Origin of the sequence: Pseudomonas sp. QTF5 (genome assembly GCF_000512695.2) — a bacterium.
GTDB lineage: Bacteria > Pseudomonadota > Gammaproteobacteria > Pseudomonadales > Pseudomonadaceae > Aquipseudomonas.
The window spans coordinates 43,931-63,259 of record NZ_AZRW02000005.1 but is presented as its reverse complement, the minus strand read 5'-3'; the positions used below and the strand labels follow the sequence as shown (position 1 = coordinate 63,259).

21 protein-coding genes and 1 pseudogene are annotated in these 19,329 nt (G+C 58.3%); 13 read left to right on the top strand and 9 right to left on the bottom strand.

Annotated elements, in window-relative coordinates:
* The first annotated feature begins 92 nt into the window (after positions 1–92).
* Together IC37_RS05710 and IC37_RS05705 are read left to right on the top strand one after the other, a co-directional pair.
* Positions 93–1,472: a sodium:solute symporter gene (locus tag IC37_RS05710; protein ID WP_030131902.1), complete on the top strand. Its 1,380-nt coding sequence runs from the start codon at positions 93–95 to the stop codon at positions 1,470–1,472.
* Positions 1,473–1,652: 180 nt separating this feature from the next.
* Positions 1,653–1,904, top strand: a complete 252-nt coding sequence (locus tag IC37_RS05705) for a phosphopantetheine-containing protein (protein ID WP_030131901.1) — start codon at positions 1,653–1,655, stop codon at positions 1,902–1,904.
* Between the two features lie 185 nt (positions 1,905–2,089).
* On the opposite strand, the gene IC37_RS30370 is transcribed toward IC37_RS05705, so the two are convergent.
* From IC37_RS30370 to IC37_RS05690, 3 genes are all read right to left on the bottom strand, one after another.
* Positions 2,090–2,221, bottom strand: coding sequence for a PA1414 family protein (locus tag IC37_RS30370; RefSeq protein ID WP_256580670.1), 132 nt, complete (start codon positions 2,219–2,221; stop codon positions 2,090–2,092).
* 251 nt (positions 2,222–2,472) lie between these two features.
* Positions 2,473–3,405, bottom strand: coding sequence for a DMT family transporter (locus IC37_RS05695; RefSeq protein WP_030131900.1), 933 nt, complete (start codon positions 3,403–3,405; stop codon positions 2,473–2,475).
* A gap of 284 nt (positions 3,406–3,689) precedes the next feature.
* Complete coding sequence (locus IC37_RS05690) at positions 3,690–4,526, bottom strand: S1 RNA-binding domain-containing protein (protein ID WP_030131899.1); 837 nt, start codon at positions 4,524–4,526, stop codon at positions 3,690–3,692.
* Between the two features lie 351 nt (positions 4,527–4,877).
* On the opposite strand from IC37_RS05690, the gene IC37_RS05685 reads away from it, so the two are divergent.
* The 3 genes from IC37_RS05685 to IC37_RS05675 all read left to right on the top strand — a co-directional run bounded on the left by IC37_RS05685 (position 4,878) and on the right by IC37_RS05675 (position 6,940).
* A complete protein-coding gene (locus tag IC37_RS05685; RefSeq protein ID WP_030131898.1) occupies positions 4,878–5,066 on the top strand; it encodes a hypothetical protein in 189 nt (62 codons plus the stop codon).
* Positions 5,067–5,276: 210 nt separating this feature from the next.
* Positions 5,277–5,993, top strand: coding sequence for a TorF family putative porin (locus tag IC37_RS05680; protein WP_030131897.1), 717 nt, complete (start codon positions 5,277–5,279; stop codon positions 5,991–5,993).
* Positions 5,994–6,070: 77 nt separating this feature from the next.
* Positions 6,071–6,940 carry a DUF6279 family lipoprotein gene (locus IC37_RS05675; RefSeq protein WP_030131896.1) on the top strand — a complete coding sequence of 290 codons (870 nt, stop codon included), beginning with the start codon at positions 6,071–6,073 and terminating at the stop codon, positions 6,938–6,940.
* A gap of 126 nt (positions 6,941–7,066) precedes the next feature.
* Here IC37_RS05675 and IC37_RS05670 read toward each other — a convergent pair whose 3' ends face one another.
* Positions 7,067–7,456, bottom strand: a complete 390-nt coding sequence (locus IC37_RS05670; protein ID WP_030131895.1) for a hypothetical protein — start codon at positions 7,454–7,456, stop codon at positions 7,067–7,069.
* 201 nt (positions 7,457–7,657) lie between these two features.
* On the opposite strand from IC37_RS05670, the gene IC37_RS05665 reads away from it, so the two are divergent.
* Together IC37_RS05665 and IC37_RS05660 are read left to right on the top strand one after the other, a co-directional pair.
* Positions 7,658–8,392: a thioredoxin family protein gene (locus IC37_RS05665; protein ID WP_030131894.1), complete on the top strand. Its 735-nt coding sequence runs from the start codon at positions 7,658–7,660 to the stop codon at positions 8,390–8,392.
* A gap of 301 nt (positions 8,393–8,693) precedes the next feature.
* Positions 8,694–8,969 (top strand): hypothetical protein, encoded by a 276-nt coding sequence (locus IC37_RS05660; protein ID WP_030131893.1) that lies wholly within the window; start codon positions 8,694–8,696, stop codon positions 8,967–8,969.
* A 124-nt stretch (positions 8,970–9,093) separates the two neighbouring features.
* Here the strand turns inward: IC37_RS05660 and IC37_RS05655 are convergent, their stop codons facing one another.
* Positions 9,094–10,440: a DEAD/DEAH box helicase gene (locus IC37_RS05655; RefSeq protein WP_008013572.1), complete on the bottom strand. Its 1,347-nt coding sequence runs from the start codon at positions 10,438–10,440 to the stop codon at positions 9,094–9,096.
* Between the two features lie 193 nt (positions 10,441–10,633).
* Between IC37_RS05655 and IC37_RS05650 the strand changes: the two genes are divergently transcribed.
* Positions 10,634–11,932 (top strand): mechanosensitive ion channel family protein, encoded by a 1,299-nt coding sequence (locus tag IC37_RS05650; protein ID WP_095920342.1) that lies wholly within the window; start codon positions 10,634–10,636, stop codon positions 11,930–11,932.
* Between the two features lie 15 nt (positions 11,933–11,947).
* Positions 11,948–12,037, top strand: a pseudogene (locus IC37_RS30870) (DUF4381 domain-containing protein); the annotation flags it as partial.
* A gap of 4 nt (positions 12,038–12,041) precedes the next feature.
* On the opposite strand, the gene IC37_RS05645 reads toward IC37_RS30870, so the two are convergent.
* The 3 genes from IC37_RS05645 to IC37_RS05630 all read right to left on the bottom strand — a co-directional run bounded on the left by IC37_RS05645 (position 12,042) and on the right by IC37_RS05630 (position 14,413).
* Positions 12,042–12,908, bottom strand: a complete 867-nt coding sequence (locus IC37_RS05645) for a carboxylate/amino acid/amine transporter (RefSeq protein WP_030131892.1) — start codon at positions 12,906–12,908, stop codon at positions 12,042–12,044.
* Positions 12,909–13,254: 346 nt separating this feature from the next.
* Entirely contained in the window at positions 13,255–13,854 is a 600-nt protein-coding gene (locus tag IC37_RS05635; protein WP_030131891.1) for an FMN-dependent NADH-azoreductase, read from the bottom strand.
* A gap of 229 nt (positions 13,855–14,083) precedes the next feature.
* Entirely contained in the window at positions 14,084–14,413 is a 330-nt protein-coding gene (locus IC37_RS05630) for a hypothetical protein (protein WP_030131890.1), read from the bottom strand.
* 49 nt (positions 14,414–14,462) lie between these two features.
* Between IC37_RS05630 and IC37_RS05625 the strand changes: the two genes are divergently transcribed.
* From IC37_RS05625 to IC37_RS05610, 4 genes are all read left to right on the top strand, one after another.
* On the top strand, positions 14,463–15,386 hold the full coding sequence (locus IC37_RS05625; RefSeq protein WP_030131889.1) for a LysR family transcriptional regulator: 924 nt from the start codon (positions 14,463–14,465) through the stop codon (positions 15,384–15,386).
* 14 nt (positions 15,387–15,400) lie between these two features.
* Positions 15,401–16,204 carry an alpha/beta fold hydrolase gene (locus tag IC37_RS05620; RefSeq protein WP_030131888.1) on the top strand — a complete coding sequence of 268 codons (804 nt, stop codon included), beginning with the start codon at positions 15,401–15,403 and terminating at the stop codon, positions 16,202–16,204.
* Positions 16,205–16,207: 3 nt separating this feature from the next.
* Positions 16,208–16,765, top strand: coding sequence for a peptidylprolyl isomerase (locus IC37_RS05615; protein WP_030131887.1), 558 nt, complete (start codon positions 16,208–16,210; stop codon positions 16,763–16,765).
* A 93-nt stretch (positions 16,766–16,858) separates the two neighbouring features.
* On the top strand, positions 16,859–18,691 hold the full coding sequence (locus IC37_RS05610) for an ABC transporter ATP-binding protein (RefSeq protein ID WP_030131886.1): 1,833 nt from the start codon (positions 16,859–16,861) through the stop codon (positions 18,689–18,691).
* 149 nt (positions 18,692–18,840) lie between these two features.
* Here the strand turns inward: IC37_RS05610 and IC37_RS05600 are convergent, their stop codons facing one another.
* On the bottom strand, positions 18,841–19,329 hold the full coding sequence (locus IC37_RS05600) for a GNAT family N-acetyltransferase (RefSeq protein ID WP_030131885.1): 489 nt from the start codon (positions 19,327–19,329) through the stop codon (positions 18,841–18,843).

Below are 19,329 nucleotides of genomic sequence, written 5' to 3'. Positions count from 1 at the left end.
TCGCGGGCAAGCCACGCTCCCACAGGTAATGCGGTGACCACAGGGATTGATTTTCGCCTCACCATAAAAAAGACAATCGGAGACACGCCATCATGGCTTTGGATTTATTCGTCGTTCTCATTTACGCCGCCGCGATGCTGGTGCTCGGCTACTTCGGCATGCGCAAGGCCAAGACCCACGAAGACTATTTGGTCGCCGGCCGTAACCTCGGCCCAGGTCTCTACATGGGCACCATGGCCGCTACCGTTCTGGGTGGCGCATCCACCGTCGGCACCGTGCGCTTGGGCTACGTTCATGGCATTTCCGGTTTCTGGCTATGTGCCGCACTGGGCTGCGGGATCGTGGCGCTGAACCTGTTCCTCGCCAAACCGTTGCTGAAGCTGAAGGTATTCACCGTTACCCAGGTGCTGGAAAAGCGCTATAACCCAATGGCTCGTACCGCGAGCGCGACCATCATGCTGGCCTATGCACTGATGATCGGCGTGACCTCGATCCTGGCGATCGGCACCGTGCTGCAAGTGCTGTTCGGCCTGCCGTTCTGGCTCTCGGTGCTGCTTGGTGGCGGTGTAGTGGTGATTTACTCGACCATCGGTGGCATGTGGTCCCTGACCCTGACCGACATCGTCCAGTTCGGTATCCAAACCGTGGGCCTGATGTTCCTGTTGCTGCCGATCTGCCTGTACCGGGTCGGTGGCTGGGATCAACTGGTTGCCCAATTGCCGGCCGCCAGCTTCAATTTCACCAGCATCGGCTGGGACACGATCATCACCTACTTCCTGATCTACTTCTTTGGCATCCTGATCGGTCAAGACATCTGGCAACGGGTATTCACCGCACGAAGCGAGAAAGTCGCCAAGTACGCCGGTACGTCTGCCGGGATCTACTGCATTGTCTATGGTCTGGTTTGTGCGCTGATCGGCATGGCCGCTCATGTGCTGATTCCGGATCTGGACAACGTCAACAATGCCTTTGCCGCCATCGTCAAAGTATCCCTGCCGGACGGTATCCGTGGCCTGGTGATCGCGGCTGCACTGGCGGCCATGATGTCCACCGCCAGCGCCGGCCTGCTCGCCGCATCCACCACCCTGACCGAAGACCTGTTGCCGAAACTGCGTGGCGGCAAACAATCGAACGTGAGCGTCAATCGCCTGTTTACCCTGCTGACTGGCATCGCGGTATTGGGCATCGCGCTGGTGGTCAATGATGTGATCAGCGCACTGACCCTGGCTTACAACCTGTTGGTGGGCGGCATGCTGATCCCGCTGATGGGGGCCATCTACTGGAAACGCGCCACGACGGCCGGCGCGATCACCAGCATGGCACTGGGCTTCGTCACCGCGCTGCTGTTCATGATCAAGGACGGTATGGACGCCAACACCCCGATCTACTACAGCCTCGGCGTGGGCCTGGTGAGTTTCGTGGTGGTCAGCTTGCTGTCCCGTCGCCCGGCAGTGGTAGCGAGCGCGATCTAAGCTGATGTTGTAGCAACGATTTCTTCGACGGGTGTGGCGTCGGTTGCCACACCCGTTTTTTTTCGTCTGAAGGAAACTGCTATTTACGCACGATGATTGACGAGTGGCAGCGCCGACACGCCTGAAGCCTGCTGTACTCAGCACCAGGAACAACAACAATAACGCCCTCGAAGAACAACCATGACAAGAGCCGACGTTCGTACAGCCGTGCATCGCTTCATCCGCCGCCTGCTGGAAAATCAGGATGACTTCGATGACAACACTCACCTGGTGCAGTTGGGATTGGATAAAGAGGATATTGAAGAGCTGATCTTCCATCTGGAAGATCAGTTGGGATTGACGGCGTTTACCGCTGAAGAAGACCGGATGCTCAAGACCGCGACGACCGTCGACGACTTGAGCCGGTTTTTGATTGAGATTGGGCGGTATTGAGACAGATCGTCAAATACACCCGATGCGACGAATGAACCTCTGTGGCGAGGGAGCTTGCTCCCGCTCGATTGCGCAGCAATCGCAAGCTGGGTCCGCGTTCAACCTGCCCTCCCTGATGGCGATGAATGAGGCCGCTGCGCGCCCCGGCGGGAGCAAGCTCCCTCGCCACAGGTGATGTGCCTGGCTTACCTGCGGCGCTGCTGTTGGCGGCGACGTTGTTCGTCGTCAGTGCGAATAGGCACGGGTTGCAGAGGCGGTTCGATCAAACCGAGTGCGACACCCAGGTCATGCAGCCAGTTTTGGATTTTCTCTTTCATGGTGCCCCCTTCAGGGTAGTGCCGAGCGGCCGAAGTTCTGTAGCCCCTTCGCACTGATAATAGTCCGAAGTCCTACGCAATGCTCGCCCAAGTTCGCAAATGATCTGTTACTGAATTGATCCAAATCCCTGTCCGTTGGTTTGTTTTGCCGTGGTTGGCTCAGCGGGCCATTGCTCGCGGCGCTGAGCAGTCACTTCAACGGTGAATTGCAACTCGCACTGTGATCGTCGGTAACGATTTGCTGCGCCCGGTCAGGGTTGTCCAAGTGCTTTGCGCAAACGACGGCGGACCCACTGTTCTGCGCTCACAAAAGTGATCCCGAGCAAAACCAGCACCGCGCCGATCACGAAGTTGAGGCTCAGTTCTTCCCCCAGCAGCACCACGCCGAACGTGACGCCAAACAGTGGCGTCATGAACGAAAATACCGCCAGGTTCGCCGCCAGATAACGGCGCAACAGCCAGAACCAGGTCAGGTAACTGAAGAACGACACCACCAACCCCTGAAACAGCACGCTGGCCACGGCAACAGGGGTCAGGCTGACATGGGTGACCTGACCGCTGAGGATCGCGATCAACAGCAGGCCGACGAAGCCGACGATCAGTTGATAAAACAGCGTCAGGGTCACCGGCGCTTCCGATAGACGCGAGGCACGCACCACCACGGTGGTCGCGCCCCATGACGCGCCGGCCAGCACGCCCAACGCATCGCCCATCAGCATGCGGCGGTCGAGGTTATCCCACGACACGCCACCGGCAAACGCAATGGCAATGCCGACGAAGGCGAGAACAATCCCCAGCCACTGCACCGGTCTTAAACGCTCACTCGGCAGCAGCCAATGCACGCCCAGCGCGGTGAAGATCGGCGCGGTGTAGAGGAACACTGACATATGCGCCGCCGTGGTCAGCAGCAGACCTTCGGAAATGAAGAAGAACTCCAGGCCAAACAACGCACCAGCCAGCAAGCCGCCGCGCCAGGTAGTACCGACCTGATCCCAGCCGCCCTTCCAGCAGATCAACAATCCTACGAGTAACGCGGAAATACCCGACCGCCCCGCCGCCTGCATGACCGGCGCGATGTCGGGCGCGGCCCATTTGATCATCACCTGCTGCACGCCCCAGATCAGGCACAGCCCGACCATCACTTGCAGGGCAAACCCATCGGCGCTACGCCGGGTGGCGCTCACCGGAACACCTCGACAACACAATCCATGGCAGTGACTCGACAGTAAAAATAAAGCCCCGGCCTCCTCTTGCTGAACAGAGGGTGCCGGGGCGAAAAATGATGCTGCCGATTATTAACCAGATGGACAGAAAAAGGTGTCTGCAAAAGACCTTTAAATCGTTGCTTGCGTCATGTGGCCGTCGCGTCCTCTCTGTAAGAGCTGCCGCGGCTGCGATCTTTTGCCTGTAAAAGATCAAGATCAAAAGATCGCAGCCTGCGGCAGCTCCTACAAGGGCCGGCGTCAGGTCAGCTGAGTTCGATACGATCAGCGTGAATGACGATCTGGCCGTTCTTGTACAACGCGCCGATGGCCTTTTTGAAGTTGCCCTTGCTGACGCCGAACATACTGCTGATCAGCGTCGGGTCGCTCTTATCGCTGACGGGCAGCGTGCCGTTGTTGTCGCGCAACTTGGCGAGAATCTTCGAGTTCAGACTGGTGGCCGCTTCTTCGCCCACCGGTTGCAGGCTCAGGCTGATCTTGCCGTCGGCGCGGACTTCTTTGATAAAGCCCTTCTCTTCTTTACCGGCGCGCATGAACTTGAAGATTTCGTTCTTGTGGATCAGGCCCCAGTGCTTGTTGTTGATGATTGCCTTGAAACCCATATCGGTCGCTTCGGCCACCAGCAAATCAACTTCCTGGCCAGGAGTGTAGTTGGCCGGAGTCTTGTCCAGGTAGCGGTCCAGACGTGCTGTCGCGGTAATGCGTCGAGTATGTTTGTCGAGATAAACGTGCACCACGACATACTCACCGGCCGTCATCTGGCGCTTTTCTTCGGAATACGGCAGCAGCAGATCCTTCGGCAACCCCCAATCCAGGAACACGCCGATGCTGTTGACTTCTACGACCTTCAAACTGGCGAATTCACCGACCTGAACTTTCGGTTTTTCGGTCGTGGCGATAAGTTTGTCATCGCTGTCCAGATAAATAAAAACGTTGAGCCAGTCTTCATCTTCGCTGGGAATATCTTTGGGGATATAACGATTAGGCAGAAGGATTTCGCCATCCGCGCCACCGTCCAGATATAAACCGAAGTTAGTGTGTTTAACCACTTGCAAACTGTTGTAGCGCCCGACTAAAGCCATGTCCAATACCCTCATTGCGTGGGCGGCATTCTACCCGGTTTTGCGGACGGTGTTCGGCGGCCGGCCCGGTGGCGCAGGAAAATCCGCGCAAGGCCTTAATTTTCCTGGGTTTGGCCATGGTCATTTGGCCGCTCGTCAGGCCGTTCGGGTGTTCTGTCACCTGGCCAGCTCATTCAAAAAGCGCTTTTTCTCCACTAGGGTTTTTAGTTAAAACAGCAGCTTAGGAGAACATTCCGAATAACAACTTGCGATAAATTACGTTTCTACGACGTGTATTTCGGGAGGATATTTGCCAAGCAATTGTCAAGCATTTCCTGTACCATACCTGGCCAAGTTAATTTCTACAGGTTAATGGCCGCCATGCGTGTAAAAGCATCCAACAGCAAAGCAAAGCCAGCTCCCGCCGTTGAAACCAGCGAATCGATCAACGACCAGATCGCTGCATTCCTCAAGTCCGGTGGCGAGATCCAGCAAATTGCCAAAGGCGTCAGCGGCCAGACGTTCGGCCCGTCCAAGCAGATCACGCTAGGCAAGAAGTAATTTCCCCTGCGTTAACTGGTCCATAAGCGCTTTGAGCTTCGAAGCGCTTGGACTGGAACCCTCCCGCAATTCCCCATCAAACAAATCAATATTTCAAAAATCGACGAACGGCCCTTGATGCCGAACATTCGCCGGTATGCTTGCACGTGTCTGGATCAAGCGTTTCAGTAGGTTTTCAGGACCTGCACCTCGCTGCTCATGGAGTGACGCATGTTCAAGCCCTCTCTTTTCCTGCTCGGCAGTCTGCTGTGGTGTTCGGACGTCCATGCGCAAGTCTTCCAGCGCGAACTGGGCGACTTCGATCTCAAACTCGCCACCACCCCCAGCCGCAGCATGGCCCAAGGTCTGGTCAAACCCTCGACGACCGGCTCGTTCCATGGTGGCCTCGACCTGAGCCACGACAACGGCTTCTATGTGGGTCAATGGTCCCCCAGTATGGGACTGAGCCCGTCGAGCAACCTTGAAGTGGACTCCTACATGGGCTTTAAACAGCCTTTCGATCAATCCCTCGGTTACGAAGTGGGCATGATCCATTACAGCTACCCGAAAGCGGACACCCTCGACAGCCAGGAGCTTTTCGGCGGCCTGACCCTGCTGGGCAGTCGCTTCGGCGCGGCCTTCAGCAACGACCCGGACAAACAGAACAGCACCCTGTTCGCCGACCTCAGTGGCAATCAGCCGTTCGGCATCGGGATCAGCCTGAAATACACCACCCACCAACTCAACACACCGGTGTCCGTTGATGATGGGTATGTAGGCAGCTTTACCGACTGGTCAGTGAAATTGTCCCGGCCGTTCATGGGCATCGATCTGGACTTGATCTACAGTGACTCAAGCCTGAGCGGCAGTGATTGCTCCGCTTATTCCGGCCACAATAGCCAGTGCGACGGCCTGGTGACGCTCAAGGCTGCGCACAGCTTCTATTAATCGGCTGAACTGCCGGGCTCATCCCGCGATCACATAAGAGAACCCCATTAGAAACCAGGTCTTCGCAAGGACTCGCCATGTCGCACTGGTTGAAACAGATCGGCGTCATCATCACCCTCAGCCTTACCGTCGCCGCGTGCAGCCGCGTGGGCCTGGCTTACCGCAATCTCGACGTGATCATTCCCTGGACGCTCAACGACTATCTGGAAATGAACCACGAGCAAAAAGACTGGTTCAACGAGCGTCTCAAAGAACACCTGAGCTGGCACTGCACCACGCAATTGCCCGGTTACCTCGACTGGCTGGATCGCTTACAGGCCATGGTCGAATCCAACAAGATCACCAACGCCGCACTGCAAACCCGCACCCAGGAAGCCAAACTGGCCATTGCCGAAACCGCCCGGGAAATCACCCCATCGGCCATCGAGTTGTTGCAGGGGCTGGATGACAAGCAAGTCGCGGAAATGAACGACGCCTTCGCCAAGGACCAGCGCAAACGCCAGGAGGCCTACCTCAAGCCGTCTCTGGAGCAACAGATCACAGAGCGAAGCAAGCGCATGGAGAAACGCCTGAATGTCTGGCTCGGACCGCTCAGCCCACCCCAACAGCAACGGGTAATGGCCTGGTCGAATGCCTTGGGTGATCAGAACAAGCAATGGATTGCCAACCGCGCCCATTGGCAACAGCAATTCAGCGCGGCAGTCGCGCAACGGCAAAGTGCAGAATTCCCACAGCGAATCGAGACACTTCTGGTAAATCGCGAGCGTTTGTGGACGCCAGCTTACCGCGAGGCCTACGCCAACACCGAAGCCCAGGCTCGGGCGTTGCTGGTGGACGTAATGGCCGAGAGCACACCGGTTCAGCGTGAACAGTTGTTGAAGAAGATTGAAGGTGTGCGCAAGGATTTCACTGATTTGCAATGCCTGAAAGCGGCGCGGCAGGATTAAGCGGGCCACCACCATCCAATGTGGGAGCGGGCTTGCTCGCGAATGCGGTTTAACATTCAAAATCTTTGCCGACTGTCACACCGCATTCGCGGGCAAGCCCGCTCCCACAGGGGGTAAACGTGAACTTCAGGCAATCTGCGCCTTCGACGCCACTTCACTAAACGTCAGCTCCTCCAGCGCATCTTCCTGTTCATCCAGCACCTGCCGCGGATGCTCATTACCCGGAATGCTGCTGTCGATCAAGCTCAACAATCTCGAGCCCCGGGGCGTCAAAATGTAATTCTCGCCATTGCCACCCTGATCCTCCGGTCGAGGCTCGATATAACCCCGCTGCAGCAGTAACTTTTCGTACTCGCCAGCCACCGTTTTCAGGTGATCCAGGTTCTCAAACGGCTCGCCCGCGTTGGCTTTCGCCGCCGCATACTGCTCGGCATAAGGCCGTGGGGTGAAACTGTGGCCGGCGCCGTTCTGCACTTCATGCAGCAAGCGTTCAATCAAATCCCAGTTATAAGTCATCCTGATCAACCTCCAGTGCCCGCGAGTGAGATGGCCTTCACAGTTTGTGACCGACAGGAACGGCGGCCGTTCAGCCGAGGTATTCCGCCCTACCGACCGGCGGTATGTCGAATAGGGCACAGGCCAAACGACTAGGCTACGTAAGACGGTTTACCCCTCTGCGCAGATCGACTTTCGCCAAAGCATGCAGGAGAAATCATCATGAACATTCAGAATCACCCGGTCGTGCCCCGAGAAGAATGGCTCGCCGCTCGCAAACAACACCTGGCCCACGAAAAAGCCTTCACCAGGGAGCGCGACAAACTCAGCGCCGAACGCCGCGCCCTGCCCTGGGTGAAAATCGACAAGCCATACCGCTTCCAGGGCCCCACCGGCGAGCTGAGCCTGGCCGATCTGTTCGGCGGCCGCAGCCAATTGATCATCTATCACTTCATGTTCGCCGCTGGCTGGGACGAAGGCTGCCCGGGTTGCTCGTTCCTGTCCGACCACATCGACGGCGCCAACCAACACCTGGCCCATCACGATGTAGCCGTGGTCGCAGTTTCCCATGCACCGTTCGCCGAATTCCAGCCCTTCAAACGGCGCATGGGCTGGAAATTCGACTGGGTGTCGTCCGAAGGCTGCGATTTCAACTATGACTTTGGCGTCTCAGCCCGAGCCGAAGACGTCGCCGCCGGAAAAGCTACTTACAACTACGAAAAATCCGACGGTGCCGAAGAAGAACTCCCCGGCCTCAGCGTGTTTTATCGCAACGAAGCGGGCGAGATTTTTCACACCTATTCAACGTATGCCCGCGGCCTGGACCTGCTGGTCGGCGCCTACAACTATCTGGACCTCACGCCTAAGGGCCGTAATGAAGAGGAAATCATGGATTGGGTGAGGCATCACGATCGGTATGAGGACAAGGCACCGGCCAGTTGCTGCCAGGGGGGATAAACCGCAGCCATCGCGGGCATTGGGCCGGGTTGAACACAACATCCGCCAACATCACAAATCCCCTGTGGGAGCGAGCCTGCTCGCGAAGACTGACTAACATTCAACATTGATGTCGGCTGATGCACCGCTATCGCGAGCAGGCTCGCTCCCACGAGGTTGCGTGGTGTTCTGTAGGTTGTGCGTTTGCCTGTGCCCTATAACAACCTCGGAATAAGGCACGTCCTGCTCTGTCACTGAACTTTTTCCGCTCTTCAGCCCTCAACCGGATAACCCGCCTTATCCGGAACCGAGGCCTGACTTTATGAAAACCCTGCTCAAACTCACTCTCGCCGCCACCCTCGCCTGCGCCCTCCCCGTTTGGGCCTGCCCTCCCGACGAAGCCACCGCCAAGCGCGAACAACTGGCCAAGGAAGTCGCCAAGATCACGGAGCAGAACCCGGCCAAGGCCAAGGAGATCAATGACGAGTTGCAGAAGATGGACCTGGAGACGGCCAGCGCGGATTTGCCGGACAAGTGCCAGTTGATCGATCAGCGTCTCAAGGAGTTGCAGTCGGCAGAGAAAAAGGCCGAGAGCTAACGGGCCAGATCAAAAGATCGCAGCCTTCGGCAGCTGAGCGTGCAGCTGTAGGAGCTGCTGCGATCTTTTGACGTAAAAAAAACCCGGACACTGTCCGGGTTTTTTATTGGATCGCTACCGCGCTTTATTCAGCAGCCGGTGCTTCCGGCTTGCGGCGCTTGAGCGGGGCCATGCCGTCCTTGCTGACCAGCGACAGGGCGTCGGTCTTCGGGCGGTTGGCGATCTTGCGCTTGGTCGGGGCCTTGGCGCCGGTTTTCTTTTTGTCGCCCTTGGCGTCGACCTTTTTCTTCTTCACGCCAACGGCTTTGCCCGAGGCCTTGACCTTTTTCGGTCCGCCGTAGGTGCCTTTGACTTCCTTGATGGTGCGGCGCTCGAAGCTCTGCTTGAGGTAGCGCTCGATGCTCGACATCAGGTTCCAGTCGCCGTGGCAGATCAGCGAGATGGCCAGGCCATCGTTGCCAGCGCGGCCGGTGCGACCGATGCGGTGAACGTATTCGTCGCCGCTGCGCGGCATGTCGAAGTTGATCACCAGGTCCAGGCCTTCCACGTCCAGGCCACGGGCAGCGACGTCAGTGGCCACGAGAATCTTCACGCCGCCCTGCTTCAGACGGTCGATGGCCAGTTTGCGGTCCTTCTGGTCTTTGTCACCGTGCAGCACGAACGCTTTGTATTCCTGCGCCACCAGACGGCCGTAGATACGGTCGGCCATGGCTCGGGTGTTGGTGAACACGATGGCCTTCTGATAGGTCTCGTTGGCCAGCAGCCAGTTCACGATCTGTTCTTTGTGCTGATTGTGGTCGGCGGTGATGATCTGCTGACGCGTGGTGGCGTTCAGATCGCTGACGTTGTTCAGCTGCAAGTGTTCAGGGTTGTTCAGGACCTTGGCGACCATCTCGCGCAGGCCCGAACCGCCGGTGGTGGCGGAGAACAGCATGGTTTGCTGACGGTTGGTGCACTCTTCCACCAGACGCTGCACGTCTTCGGCAAAGCCCATGTCGAGCATGCGGTCGGCTTCGTCGAGCACCAGCACTTCGACTTCTTTGAGGTCGAGGTTGCCGGCGTTCAGTTGCTCGATCATCCGGCCCGGCGTACCGATCAGGATGTCCGGCACCTTGCGCAGCATGGCGGCCTGGACCTTGAAGTCTTCACCGCCGGTGATCAGGCCGGACTTGATGAAGGTGAACTGAGCGAAGCGCTCGACTTCCTTGATGGTCTGCTGGGCCAGCTCGCGGGTCGGCAGCAGGATCAGGGTCTTGATGCTGACGCGGACTTTAGCCGGGCCGATCAAGCGGTTGAGGATCGGCAAAACGAAGGCAGCGGTTTTGCCGCTACCGGTTTGCGCTGTCACCCGCAGGTCACGCCCTTGGAGCGCCAGCGGGATAGCCGCTGCTTGCACAGGCGTTGGCTCGACAAATTTAAGCTCGGCCACGGCTTTGAGCAGGCGTTCGTGCAGGGCGAATTGGGAAAACACGGGTGCTACCTCGAAGAAATACAAAAAAACAGCTGCATAGGGTAACGGTTTCGAGCGCGAAGGCCGAGTTTCTTTATACAAACGGCTGCAAACAGTGGTTTTTTTGTTGCCTGTTTTGTCTCAAAACGTCATCCGGAACGTCTTAAATGCTCTAATCGCCCCGTCGCGTCCTACAGAAGAACCGTTTTCACCCATGGATATCAAACAGCTCTGGCTCAACGCCCAAGACCTCTGGGGTGCTCTCGATCAGCACCCGCTCCTGCATTCCACGCTCGCGCTGATGTTGCTGCTAGTAGTGGCGCTGGTGCTCGGACGAGTGGCGCGTTACCTCATTCTTCACGCGACCAAAATGCTCGGCCGCCAGCCGTCGCTGCACTGGATCACCGATTTTCGCCACAACAAAGTGTTTCATCGCCTGGCGCAGATGACGCCCTCGCTGATGATCCAGTTCGGCCTGCACCTGGTGCCGGAGTTGGGCAAGACCAGCCTGAATTTCCTCGGCAACGTGGCGCTGGCGTTCACCATTCTGTTCCTGGTGTTGGCCGTCAGCGCATTGCTCAATGCCCTGCTGGACATCTATGCCCGCACCGAACACGCCCGTACCCGCTCGATCAAGGGTTACGTGCAACTGACAAAAATGGTGTTGTTCGTGTTTGGCGCGATCATCATCGTCGCCACGTTGATCGACCGTTCGCCGCTGTTGCTGCTGTCGGGTCTGGGTGCCATGTCGGCGGTGATTCTGTTGGTCTACAAGGACACCCTGTTGTCATTCGTCGCCAGCGTGCAACTGACCAGCAACGATATGCTGCGGGTCGGCGACTGGATCGAGATGCCGCAAGTCGGTGCCGACGGTGATGTGGTGGACATCACCTTGCACACGGTCAAGGTGCAGAATTTCGACAAGACTATTGTGTCGATCCCGACCTGGCGCCTGATGTCCGAGTCGTTCAAGAACTGGCGCGGCATGCAGCAGTCCGGCGGGCGACGGATCAAGCGCAGCCTGTTCATCGACGCCAGCGGCGTGCGTTTCATCCGCGATGATGAAGAGCAGAAACTGTCCCAGGTGCATCTGCTGACCGACTACATGAGCCGCAAGAAAGCCGAGCTCAAGGCGTGGAACGAAGCTCAGGGCAACGTCGCGGCGATGTCGGCCAATCGTCGACGGATGACCAACATCGGCACCTTCCGCGCCTATGCGCTGGCGTATCTGAAGAGTCACCCGGAGATTCAGCCGAACATGACCTGCATGGTTCGCCAGATGCAGACCACCGCTCAGGGCATTCCGCTGGAGATCTACTGCTTCACCCGCACGACCGTGTGGGCCGATTACGAGCGGATACAGGGGGATATTTTCGATTACCTGCTGGCGGTGCTGCCGGAGTTTGGCTTGAGCCTTTATCAGCAGCCGAGTGGCGGGGATCTGCGCTCGGGGTTGCTCCCGGCGGTGTTGGGCGCGAGCCACATTCCCGAGCCCGAAAAACACGTTATGTAACACCGTCTCTAACCTGTGGGAGCGGGCTTGCTCGCGAAGGCGGAGTGTCAGCCGACATCTATGTTGAATGTCATACCGCATTCGCGAGCAAGCCCGCTCCCACAAGGGATTAGTGTGCAACCACCGGCCGGCGTACACCCAACCGACTAATCCATACCGCCATCAGAATCACCATCCCACCAAACAACAACCGCCCCAGCTCTTCATGCTGATTCCAGATCAGCAAATTGATCAGCAACCCCACCGGCACATGCAAATTGTTCATCACCGCCAACGTCCCGCCGTTGACCAGGCACGCGCCCTTGTTCCACCAATACAAACCCAGCGCGGTCGAGACCAGGCCGAGGAACAGCAGCACGCCCCATTGCAGCGGTGCTTCGGGCAGGAAGTTCTGTTTGCCGAACAGCAGAAACGCCGGCAACGCCACCGCCAATGCACCCAGGTAGAAGTAGCCGAAGCGCCGGTAATGCGGCAGATCGCTCGGATGGCGGGCCACCAGATGTTTGTAGAGCACCTGCCCGGCGGCGTAGGTGAAGTTGGCCAGTTGCAGCAATAGAAAACCCATGAAGAAATCCGGGTTGATCCGGTCATAGCGAATCATTGCCGCGCCCGCCACCGCCACCAGTGCCGCGATCAATGCCCAGGGATTGAAGCGCCGGTTTAGTGCGTCTTCGATCAGGGTCACGTGCAGCGGCGTGAGGATGGTGAACAGCAGCACCTCCGGCACCGTCAGCACTCGAAAGCTCAGGTACAGGCAGACGTAAGTCACGCCGAACTGCAACGCGCCGATCAGCAACATCCCGCGCATGAACGCCGGCTCGACCTGACGCCAGCGCGTCAGCGGAATGAACACCAGCCCCGCCAGCAGCACCCGCACCAGCACCGCGAAGTAACTGTCGACATGCCCGGCCAGGTATTCGCCGATCAAGCTGAAGGAAAACGCCTGGATCAGCGTGACAAAAAGTAGATAGCCCATGGTCGCCTCGTTTCGAATGGCGGCGACGATAGCGGGTTTTGCCCGTCATCGCGAATCGCCAGGCAACACATAAATCCCCTGTGGGAGCGGGCTTGCTCGCGAAGAGGGCGTGTCAGTCGATATTAATGTTGACTGACCCACCGCATTCGCGAGCAAGCCCGCTCCCACAGGTGTTGTGTGTCCGCTTACCAAATCGCAGGCAAAAAAAAGCCCGATCTCGCTAATGCGTTCAATCGGGCTAGAGCACTCAGGAGCAACAAGTGCAAAGGAGGTTCGATGCGCGTACAGGCTTGAAGGGTTGCGCCAGGTCACTAGACCCTCCAGCGATTATCTGGCGATTAACGGCTCAGGCAACCTGGGAAAGTTTGGCGTTGGCCTGGTTCAAGCCTTTCTCCTGGAAGCCGCCGCCCAGGTTCATGCCTTCGGCGTGGATGAACGTCACGTCGTGGATGCCGATGAAAGCCATGACCTGACGCAGGTACGGTTCCTGGTGATCAGAGGTGGCTCCGGCATGGATACCACCGCGCGCGGTCAGCACGTACGCACGCTTGCCGTTGAGCAAACCCTGGGGACCGGTTTCGGTGTACTTGAAGGTCACGCCAGCACGCAGAACGTGGTCGAGCCAGGCTTTAAGGGTGCTCGGAATGGCGAAGTTGTACATCGGCGCGGCCATCACCAGTACGTCGGCGGCCAGCAGTTCGTCGGTCAACTGGTTGGAGCGTTCCAGCGAGGCCTGCTCGATGTCGTTGCGTTGTTCGGCAGGTTTCATCCAGCCGCCCAACAAGTTGATGTCCAGGTGCGGCACCGGATTGGCGGCTACGTCCCGGACAGTGATCTGGTCGTTCGGGTGCGCGGCTTGCCACTGGCTGATGAACGTCTGGGTCAACTGACGGGAAACCGAGTCTTGCTGACGGGCGCTGCTTTCGATGATCAGAACGCGGGACATGGGATGTAGCCTCCATCTGAGAATGCTGTAGGTCGATGGAGTGAAGGTTAAACAGAGTCATATCGATGAAAAAGCGCAAATAACTGCTGCAAAGCATCGATAAATTCGTTTATAAGCAGAGCATGCCCTGTAGTAGCGGGCTTGCTCGCGAAAGCGGTGTGTCAGCCAACAGTGATTTCGACTGACACGATGCCTTCGCGAGCAAGCCCGCTTCCACTGGGTTGTAAAGTCATTTCGGGGTGCAGGTCAGGTTGATACGCATCTTGATAATGGTCCGGGTGAACTTGGCGGTGGCGTTTTTGTGTTTACCGGCGGGCACTTCGATTGTGCGGTTACGCGGCGCTTCCGGACCATTGTTGAAAACCACTTTGCAGATCGCATCGGTGCTGCCGTAGTTGTTCACCTGAATGGAGGCGATATCGGCATCTGTATCAAAGGCGTTGTAGTCGATGCTCAAGCCGTTCAGTTGCTTTTGAACGTCGATCGGATAAGCAAATGCAGTCAGCGGCAGCATCGCCAACACCGCATAACCCGCCATCACACAACACAGTTTTTTCATTCGGCAGTCTCCAATAAGGACTGCCAGCTTAGGACAAGAGGAGCTCAACATGAAAGCGCCCCGCGTGACCCTTGATCAATGGCGAACATTGCAGGCCGTGGTCGATCACGGCGGTTTCGCCCAGGCCGCCGAAGCGCTGCACCGCTCGCAATCGTCGGTCAGCTACACCGTAGCGCGCATGCAGGACCAACTCGGCGTGCCGCTGTTGCGCATCGACGGCCGCAAAGCGGTGCTCACCGAGGCCGGCGGCGTGCTGCTACGCCGTTCCCGGCAACTGGTGAAACAGGCCAGCCAACTGGAAGACCTGGCCCATCACATGGAGCAAGGCTGGGAAGCGGAAGTGCGACTGGTGGTCGACGCCGCCTACCCCAGCGCCCGCCTCGTTCGCGCCCTGACCGCGTTCATGCCGCAAAGCCGTGGTTGCCGGGTGCGTCTGCGCGAGGAAGTGTTGTCGGGTGTGGAAGAAGTGTTGCTTGAAGGCGTGGCCGATCTGGCCATCACCGGGTTCAGTATTCCAGGGTATCTGGGCGCGGAATTGAGCGATGTCGAATTTATCGCGGTCGCCCACCCCGAGCATCCCTTGCATCGCCTGAACCGCGAACTGAACTTCCAGGACCTGGAAAGCCAGATGCAAGTGGTAATCCGCGACTCCGGCCGTCAGCAACCGCGAGACGTCGGCTGGCTCGGCGCCGAACAGCGCTGGACCGTCGGCAGCCTGGCCACCGCGGCGACTTTCGTCAGCAGCGGCCTGGGCTTCGCCTGGCTGCCCCGTCACATGATCGAACGCGAACTCAAGGAAGGTACGCTCAAAGTGCTACCGTTGGATCAGGGCGGCAGCCGCAACCCGAGCTTCTACCTGTATTCGAACAAGGACAAACCCTTGGGCCCGGCCACGCAGATTCTCATCGAACTGCTGCGCACCTTCGATACCGCGCCGCTGGATGCGCCCTTCGCTGCCCCCGAACAAGCCTGACACGGAGTGTACCCATGGCTTATTTCGAACATGAAGGTTGTAACCTGCACTATGAGGAATATGGCCACGGCACCCCGTTGCTGCTGGTTCACGGGTTGGGTTCCAGCACCCTGGACTGGGAAATGCAGATCCCGGCGCTGTCGGCCCGCTATCGGGTGATCGTCCCGGATATTCGCGGCCACGGGCGCTCCGATAAACCCCGCGAGCGCTACAGCATCGCCGGGTTCAGCGCTGATCTGATAGAGCTGATCGAACATTTGAAACTCGGCCCTGTTCATTACGTGGGCTTGTCCATGGGTGGGATGATCGGTTTTCAGTTGGCCGTCGATCAGCCGCAACTGCTCAAGAGCCTGTGCATCGTCAACAGCGCGCCCGAGGTCAAACGGCGCAGCCGCAACGATGACTGGCAGTGGTTCAAACGCTGGAGCCTGATGCACGTGCTGAGCATGGGCACCATCGGCAAGGCCCTGGGCGCCAAACTGTTTCCCAAGCCCGAACAAGCTTCGTTACGACAAAAAATAGCGGCGCGCTGGGCAAAAAACGACAAACGTGCTTATCTCGCCAGTTTCAATGCCATCGTTGGCTGGGGGGTTCAGGAACGACTTTCCAGGGTGTCCTGTCCAACCCTCATCGTCAGTGCCGACCGTGACTACACCCCGGTCGCATTGAAAGAAACCTATGTAAAACTGCTGCCCGATGCGCGGCTGGTGGTGATCGCCGACTCGCGCCACGCCACCCCGCTGGATCAACCCGAACGCTTCAACCAAACGCTGCTCGAGTTTCTCAACGCAGTCGACACCACCACTCAGGATCACTGACCCATGCTGAAAAAAATCGCCCTCGCCGCCGGCTCCGTTCTGTTTGCTGCCAACCTGATGGCCGCCACGCCAGCCAAGGCGCCGCACGTGCTGCTGGAAACCACCAACGGCCAGATCGAAATCGAACTGGACCCGGTCAAGGCGCCGATCAGTACCAAGAACTTTCTTGAGTACGTCGACAGCGGCTTCTACAACAACACGATTTTTCACCGTGTGATTCCTGGCTTTATGGTCCAGGGCGGCGGTTTCACTCAACAAATGCAGCAAAAAGAAACCAAGGCGCCGATCAAGAACGAATCCAAAAACGGCCTGCATAACGTGCGTGGCACGCTGTCCATGGCCCGTACTTCCGTCCCGGATTCGGCCACCAGCCAGTTCTTCGTCAACGTCAAAGACAATGACTTCCTCGATCAGGGCGACGGCTACGCGGTGTTCGGTAAAGTCGTTAAAGGCATGGACGTCGTCGATGTCATCGTCAACTCCCAGACCACCACCAAAAGCGGCATGAAAGACGTGCCAGCCGATCCCGTGTTCATCAAGTCGGCCAAGCGCATCGACTGAGACTAAGCTGAACAGGGAGTTTTGAGCGGCCGCCGGTTCTTCCGGCGCCGCTCATATCGTTTAAAGGAGAGCCCGTGCGCGGGCGGAGAACTGATGCTTTATCGCCGTTTTGAAAAACTCATCGACATTTTCCGCGATGCACCGACGGCGGCTCCGCCGGATCGGGTTCTCCCCTTCTACACCTACTACCTGAAGCAGGTCTGGCCGAGTTTCGCCGTCCTGCTGATCGTCGGCCTGTTCGGCGCGCTGATCGAAGTGGCGCTGTTCAGCTACCTGAGCCGCATCATCGACCTCGCCCAAGGCACGCCCAACGTCAATTTCTTCAAGGAACACGGCATCGAACTGGCCTGGATGGCGGTGGTTGCGCTGGTCCTGCGCCCCATATTTGTTGGCCTGCATGACTTGCTGGTGCACCAGACGTTGAGCCCCAGCCTGACCAGCCTGATCCGCTGGCAAAACCACAGTTACGTGCTCAAACAGAGCCTCAATTTCTTCCAGAACGACTTCGCCGGGCGCATCGCCCAACGCATCATGCAGACCGGCAACTCGTTGCGCGATTCGGCTGTGCAAGCGGTGGACGCGCTATGGCACGTGCTGATCTACGCGATCAGTTCATTGGTGCTGTTCGCCGAAGCCGACTGGCGCCTGATGATCCCGCTGCTGACCTGGATTGCCGCCTTCATCGGCGCCCTCTACTACTTCGTGCCACGGGTCAAGGAACGCTCGGTGGTGTCGTCCGATGCGCGCTCCAAACTCATGGGGCGGATCGTCGATGGCTACACCAACATCACCACCCTGAAGCTGTTCGCCCACACCAACTTCGAGCAGCAATACGCCCGAGAAGCGATCAAGGAGCAAACCGAAAAAGCCCAACTTGCCGGCCGTGTGGTCACCAGCATGGACGTGGCCATCACCAGCATGAACGGCCTGTTGATCGTCAGCACCACCGGCCTCGCGCTGTGGCTGTGGACGCAATCGCTGATCACGGTGGGCGCCATAGCCCTCGCCACTGGCCTGGTGATCCGCATCGTCAACATGTCTGGCTGGATCATGTGGGTGGTCACTGGCATTTTCGAAAACATCGGCATGGTTCAGGACGGTTTGCAGACCATTTCCCAGCCGGTCAGCATCACCGACCGTGAGCAGGCCAAGCCTTTGAATGTGGCGCGTGGCGAGGTGCGTTTCGAGCACGTCGATTTCCACTACGGCAAGAAGAGCGGGATCATCGGCGACCTCAACCTGGCGATTAAACCCGGCGAGAAAATCGGTCTGATCGGCCCTTCCGGTGCTGGCAAATCGACGTTGGTCAATCTGCTGCTGCGCCTCTATGACGTGCAGGGCGGGCGGATCCTTATTGACGGCCAGAACATCGCCGAAGTCGGCCAGGAAAGCCTGCGTGAACGCATCGGCATGATCACCCAGGACACCTCGTTGCTGCACCGCTCTATCCGCGACAACTTGCTGTATGGCAAACCCGACGCCACCGATGCCGAACTCTGGGAAGCGGTGCACAAGGCTCGCGCCGACGAATTCATCCCGTTACTGTCGGACTCTGAAGGCCGCACCGGTTTCGATGCTCACGTCGGTGAACGCGGAGTGAAGCTCTCCGGTGGTCAGCGTCAGCGCATTGCCATCGCCCGGGTGCTGCTTAAGGACGCGCCGATCCTGATCATGGACGAAGCCACCTCGGCACTGGACTCGGAAGTCGAAGCGGCGATTCAGGAAAGCCTCGAAACCCTGATGCAGGGCAAGACCGTGATCGCCATCGCCCACCGCCTCTCGACCATCGCGCGGATGGACCGCTTGGTGGTGCTGGAAAACGGCAAGATCGCCGAAACCGGCAGCCACGCCGAACTGCTGGCCCATGGCGGCTTGTATGCGCGGTTGTGGCAGCACCAGACCGGAGGGTTTGTGGGAATCGATTAAGGTTTGTGATCAACACCGGCCCTGTGGGAGCGGGCTTGCTCGCGAATGCGGTGTGTCAGGCAACATCGATGTTGACTGACACTCCCTCTTCGCGAGCAAGTCGAATCGTCGCACCGCCGCTCCCACACTGGATCTCCACTATCGGCGGGTTACAGCGTCAACACCATCTCATGCCACGCCATCCCGCCATGGTCCGACGCCGAAGGCTTGATGTAGGCAAAACCAAACCCGGCATAGAGCGCAATGTGCCGCTCTTTGCACATCAGATGGATACTCGCCTTGTTCAGGGCACGCATGCGCTGGATGAACTCACCCATCAAGCGTTTCGCCAGGCCCTGCCCTTGATAGTCCGGGTGCACCACCACCGACATGATCACCACATGCGGGCCGGCCGGGTCATGGCCGATCAGCTCCTTGAACGCCTCGTCCGACATCTCCACCTCAAATGCCGCACCGGAATTGATGAAACCGGCTACAACCCCATCCACTTCCGCGACGATGAAGCCCTCGGGCCAAGTGGCGATGCGGGTGGCGATCTTCTCGCGGGTGGCAGCCTCATCGCCTTCGTAGGCAACGGTTTCGATGGCGTAGCAGCGGTCCAGGTCAGCGGGATTGACGTGGCGGATGACGGTGTTCAT

What these genes read in the sequence shown, in the direction of transcription:
- IC37_RS05710 (WP_030131902.1), top strand. Translation starts at nt 93, where the DNA reads ATGGCTTTGGATTTATTCGTCGTTCTCATTTACGCCGCCGCGATGCTG.
- IC37_RS05705 (WP_030131901.1), top strand. Translation starts at nt 1,653, where the DNA reads ATGACAAGAGCCGACGTTCGTACAGCCGTGCATCGCTTCATCCGCCGC.
- IC37_RS30370 (WP_256580670.1), bottom strand. Translation starts at nt 2,221, where the DNA reads ATGAAAGAGAAAATCCAAAACTGGCTGCATGACCTGGGTGTCGCACTC.
- IC37_RS05690 (WP_030131899.1), bottom strand. Translation starts at nt 4,526, where the DNA reads ATGGCTTTAGTCGGGCGCTACAACAGTTTGCAAGTGGTTAAACACACT.
- IC37_RS05685 (WP_030131898.1), top strand. Translation starts at nt 4,878, where the DNA reads ATGGCCGCCATGCGTGTAAAAGCATCCAACAGCAAAGCAAAGCCAGCT.
- IC37_RS05680 (WP_030131897.1), top strand. Translation starts at nt 5,277, where the DNA reads ATGTTCAAGCCCTCTCTTTTCCTGCTCGGCAGTCTGCTGTGGTGTTCG.
- IC37_RS05675 (WP_030131896.1), top strand. Translation starts at nt 6,071, where the DNA reads ATGTCGCACTGGTTGAAACAGATCGGCGTCATCATCACCCTCAGCCTT.
- IC37_RS05670 (WP_030131895.1), bottom strand. Translation starts at nt 7,456, where the DNA reads ATGACTTATAACTGGGATTTGATTGAACGCTTGCTGCATGAAGTGCAG.
- IC37_RS05665 (WP_030131894.1), top strand. Translation starts at nt 7,658, where the DNA reads ATGAACATTCAGAATCACCCGGTCGTGCCCCGAGAAGAATGGCTCGCC.
- IC37_RS05660 (WP_030131893.1), top strand. Translation starts at nt 8,694, where the DNA reads ATGAAAACCCTGCTCAAACTCACTCTCGCCGCCACCCTCGCCTGCGCC.
- IC37_RS05650 (WP_095920342.1), top strand. Translation starts at nt 10,634, where the DNA reads ATGGATATCAAACAGCTCTGGCTCAACGCCCAAGACCTCTGGGGTGCT.
- IC37_RS05645 (WP_030131892.1), bottom strand. Translation starts at nt 12,908, where the DNA reads ATGGGCTATCTACTTTTTGTCACGCTGATCCAGGCGTTTTCCTTCAGC.
- IC37_RS05635 (WP_030131891.1), bottom strand. Translation starts at nt 13,854, where the DNA reads ATGTCCCGCGTTCTGATCATCGAAAGCAGCGCCCGTCAGCAAGACTCG.
- IC37_RS05630 (WP_030131890.1), bottom strand. Translation starts at nt 14,413, where the DNA reads ATGAAAAAACTGTGTTGTGTGATGGCGGGTTATGCGGTGTTGGCGATG.
- IC37_RS05625 (WP_030131889.1), top strand. Translation starts at nt 14,463, where the DNA reads ATGAAAGCGCCCCGCGTGACCCTTGATCAATGGCGAACATTGCAGGCC.
- IC37_RS05620 (WP_030131888.1), top strand. Translation starts at nt 15,401, where the DNA reads ATGGCTTATTTCGAACATGAAGGTTGTAACCTGCACTATGAGGAATAT.
- IC37_RS05615 (WP_030131887.1), top strand. Translation starts at nt 16,208, where the DNA reads ATGCTGAAAAAAATCGCCCTCGCCGCCGGCTCCGTTCTGTTTGCTGCC.
- IC37_RS05610 (WP_030131886.1), top strand. Translation starts at nt 16,859, where the DNA reads ATGCTTTATCGCCGTTTTGAAAAACTCATCGACATTTTCCGCGATGCA.
- IC37_RS05600 (WP_030131885.1), bottom strand. Translation starts at nt 19,329, where the DNA reads ATGAACACCGTCATCCGCCACGTCAATCCCGCTGACCTGGACCGCTGC.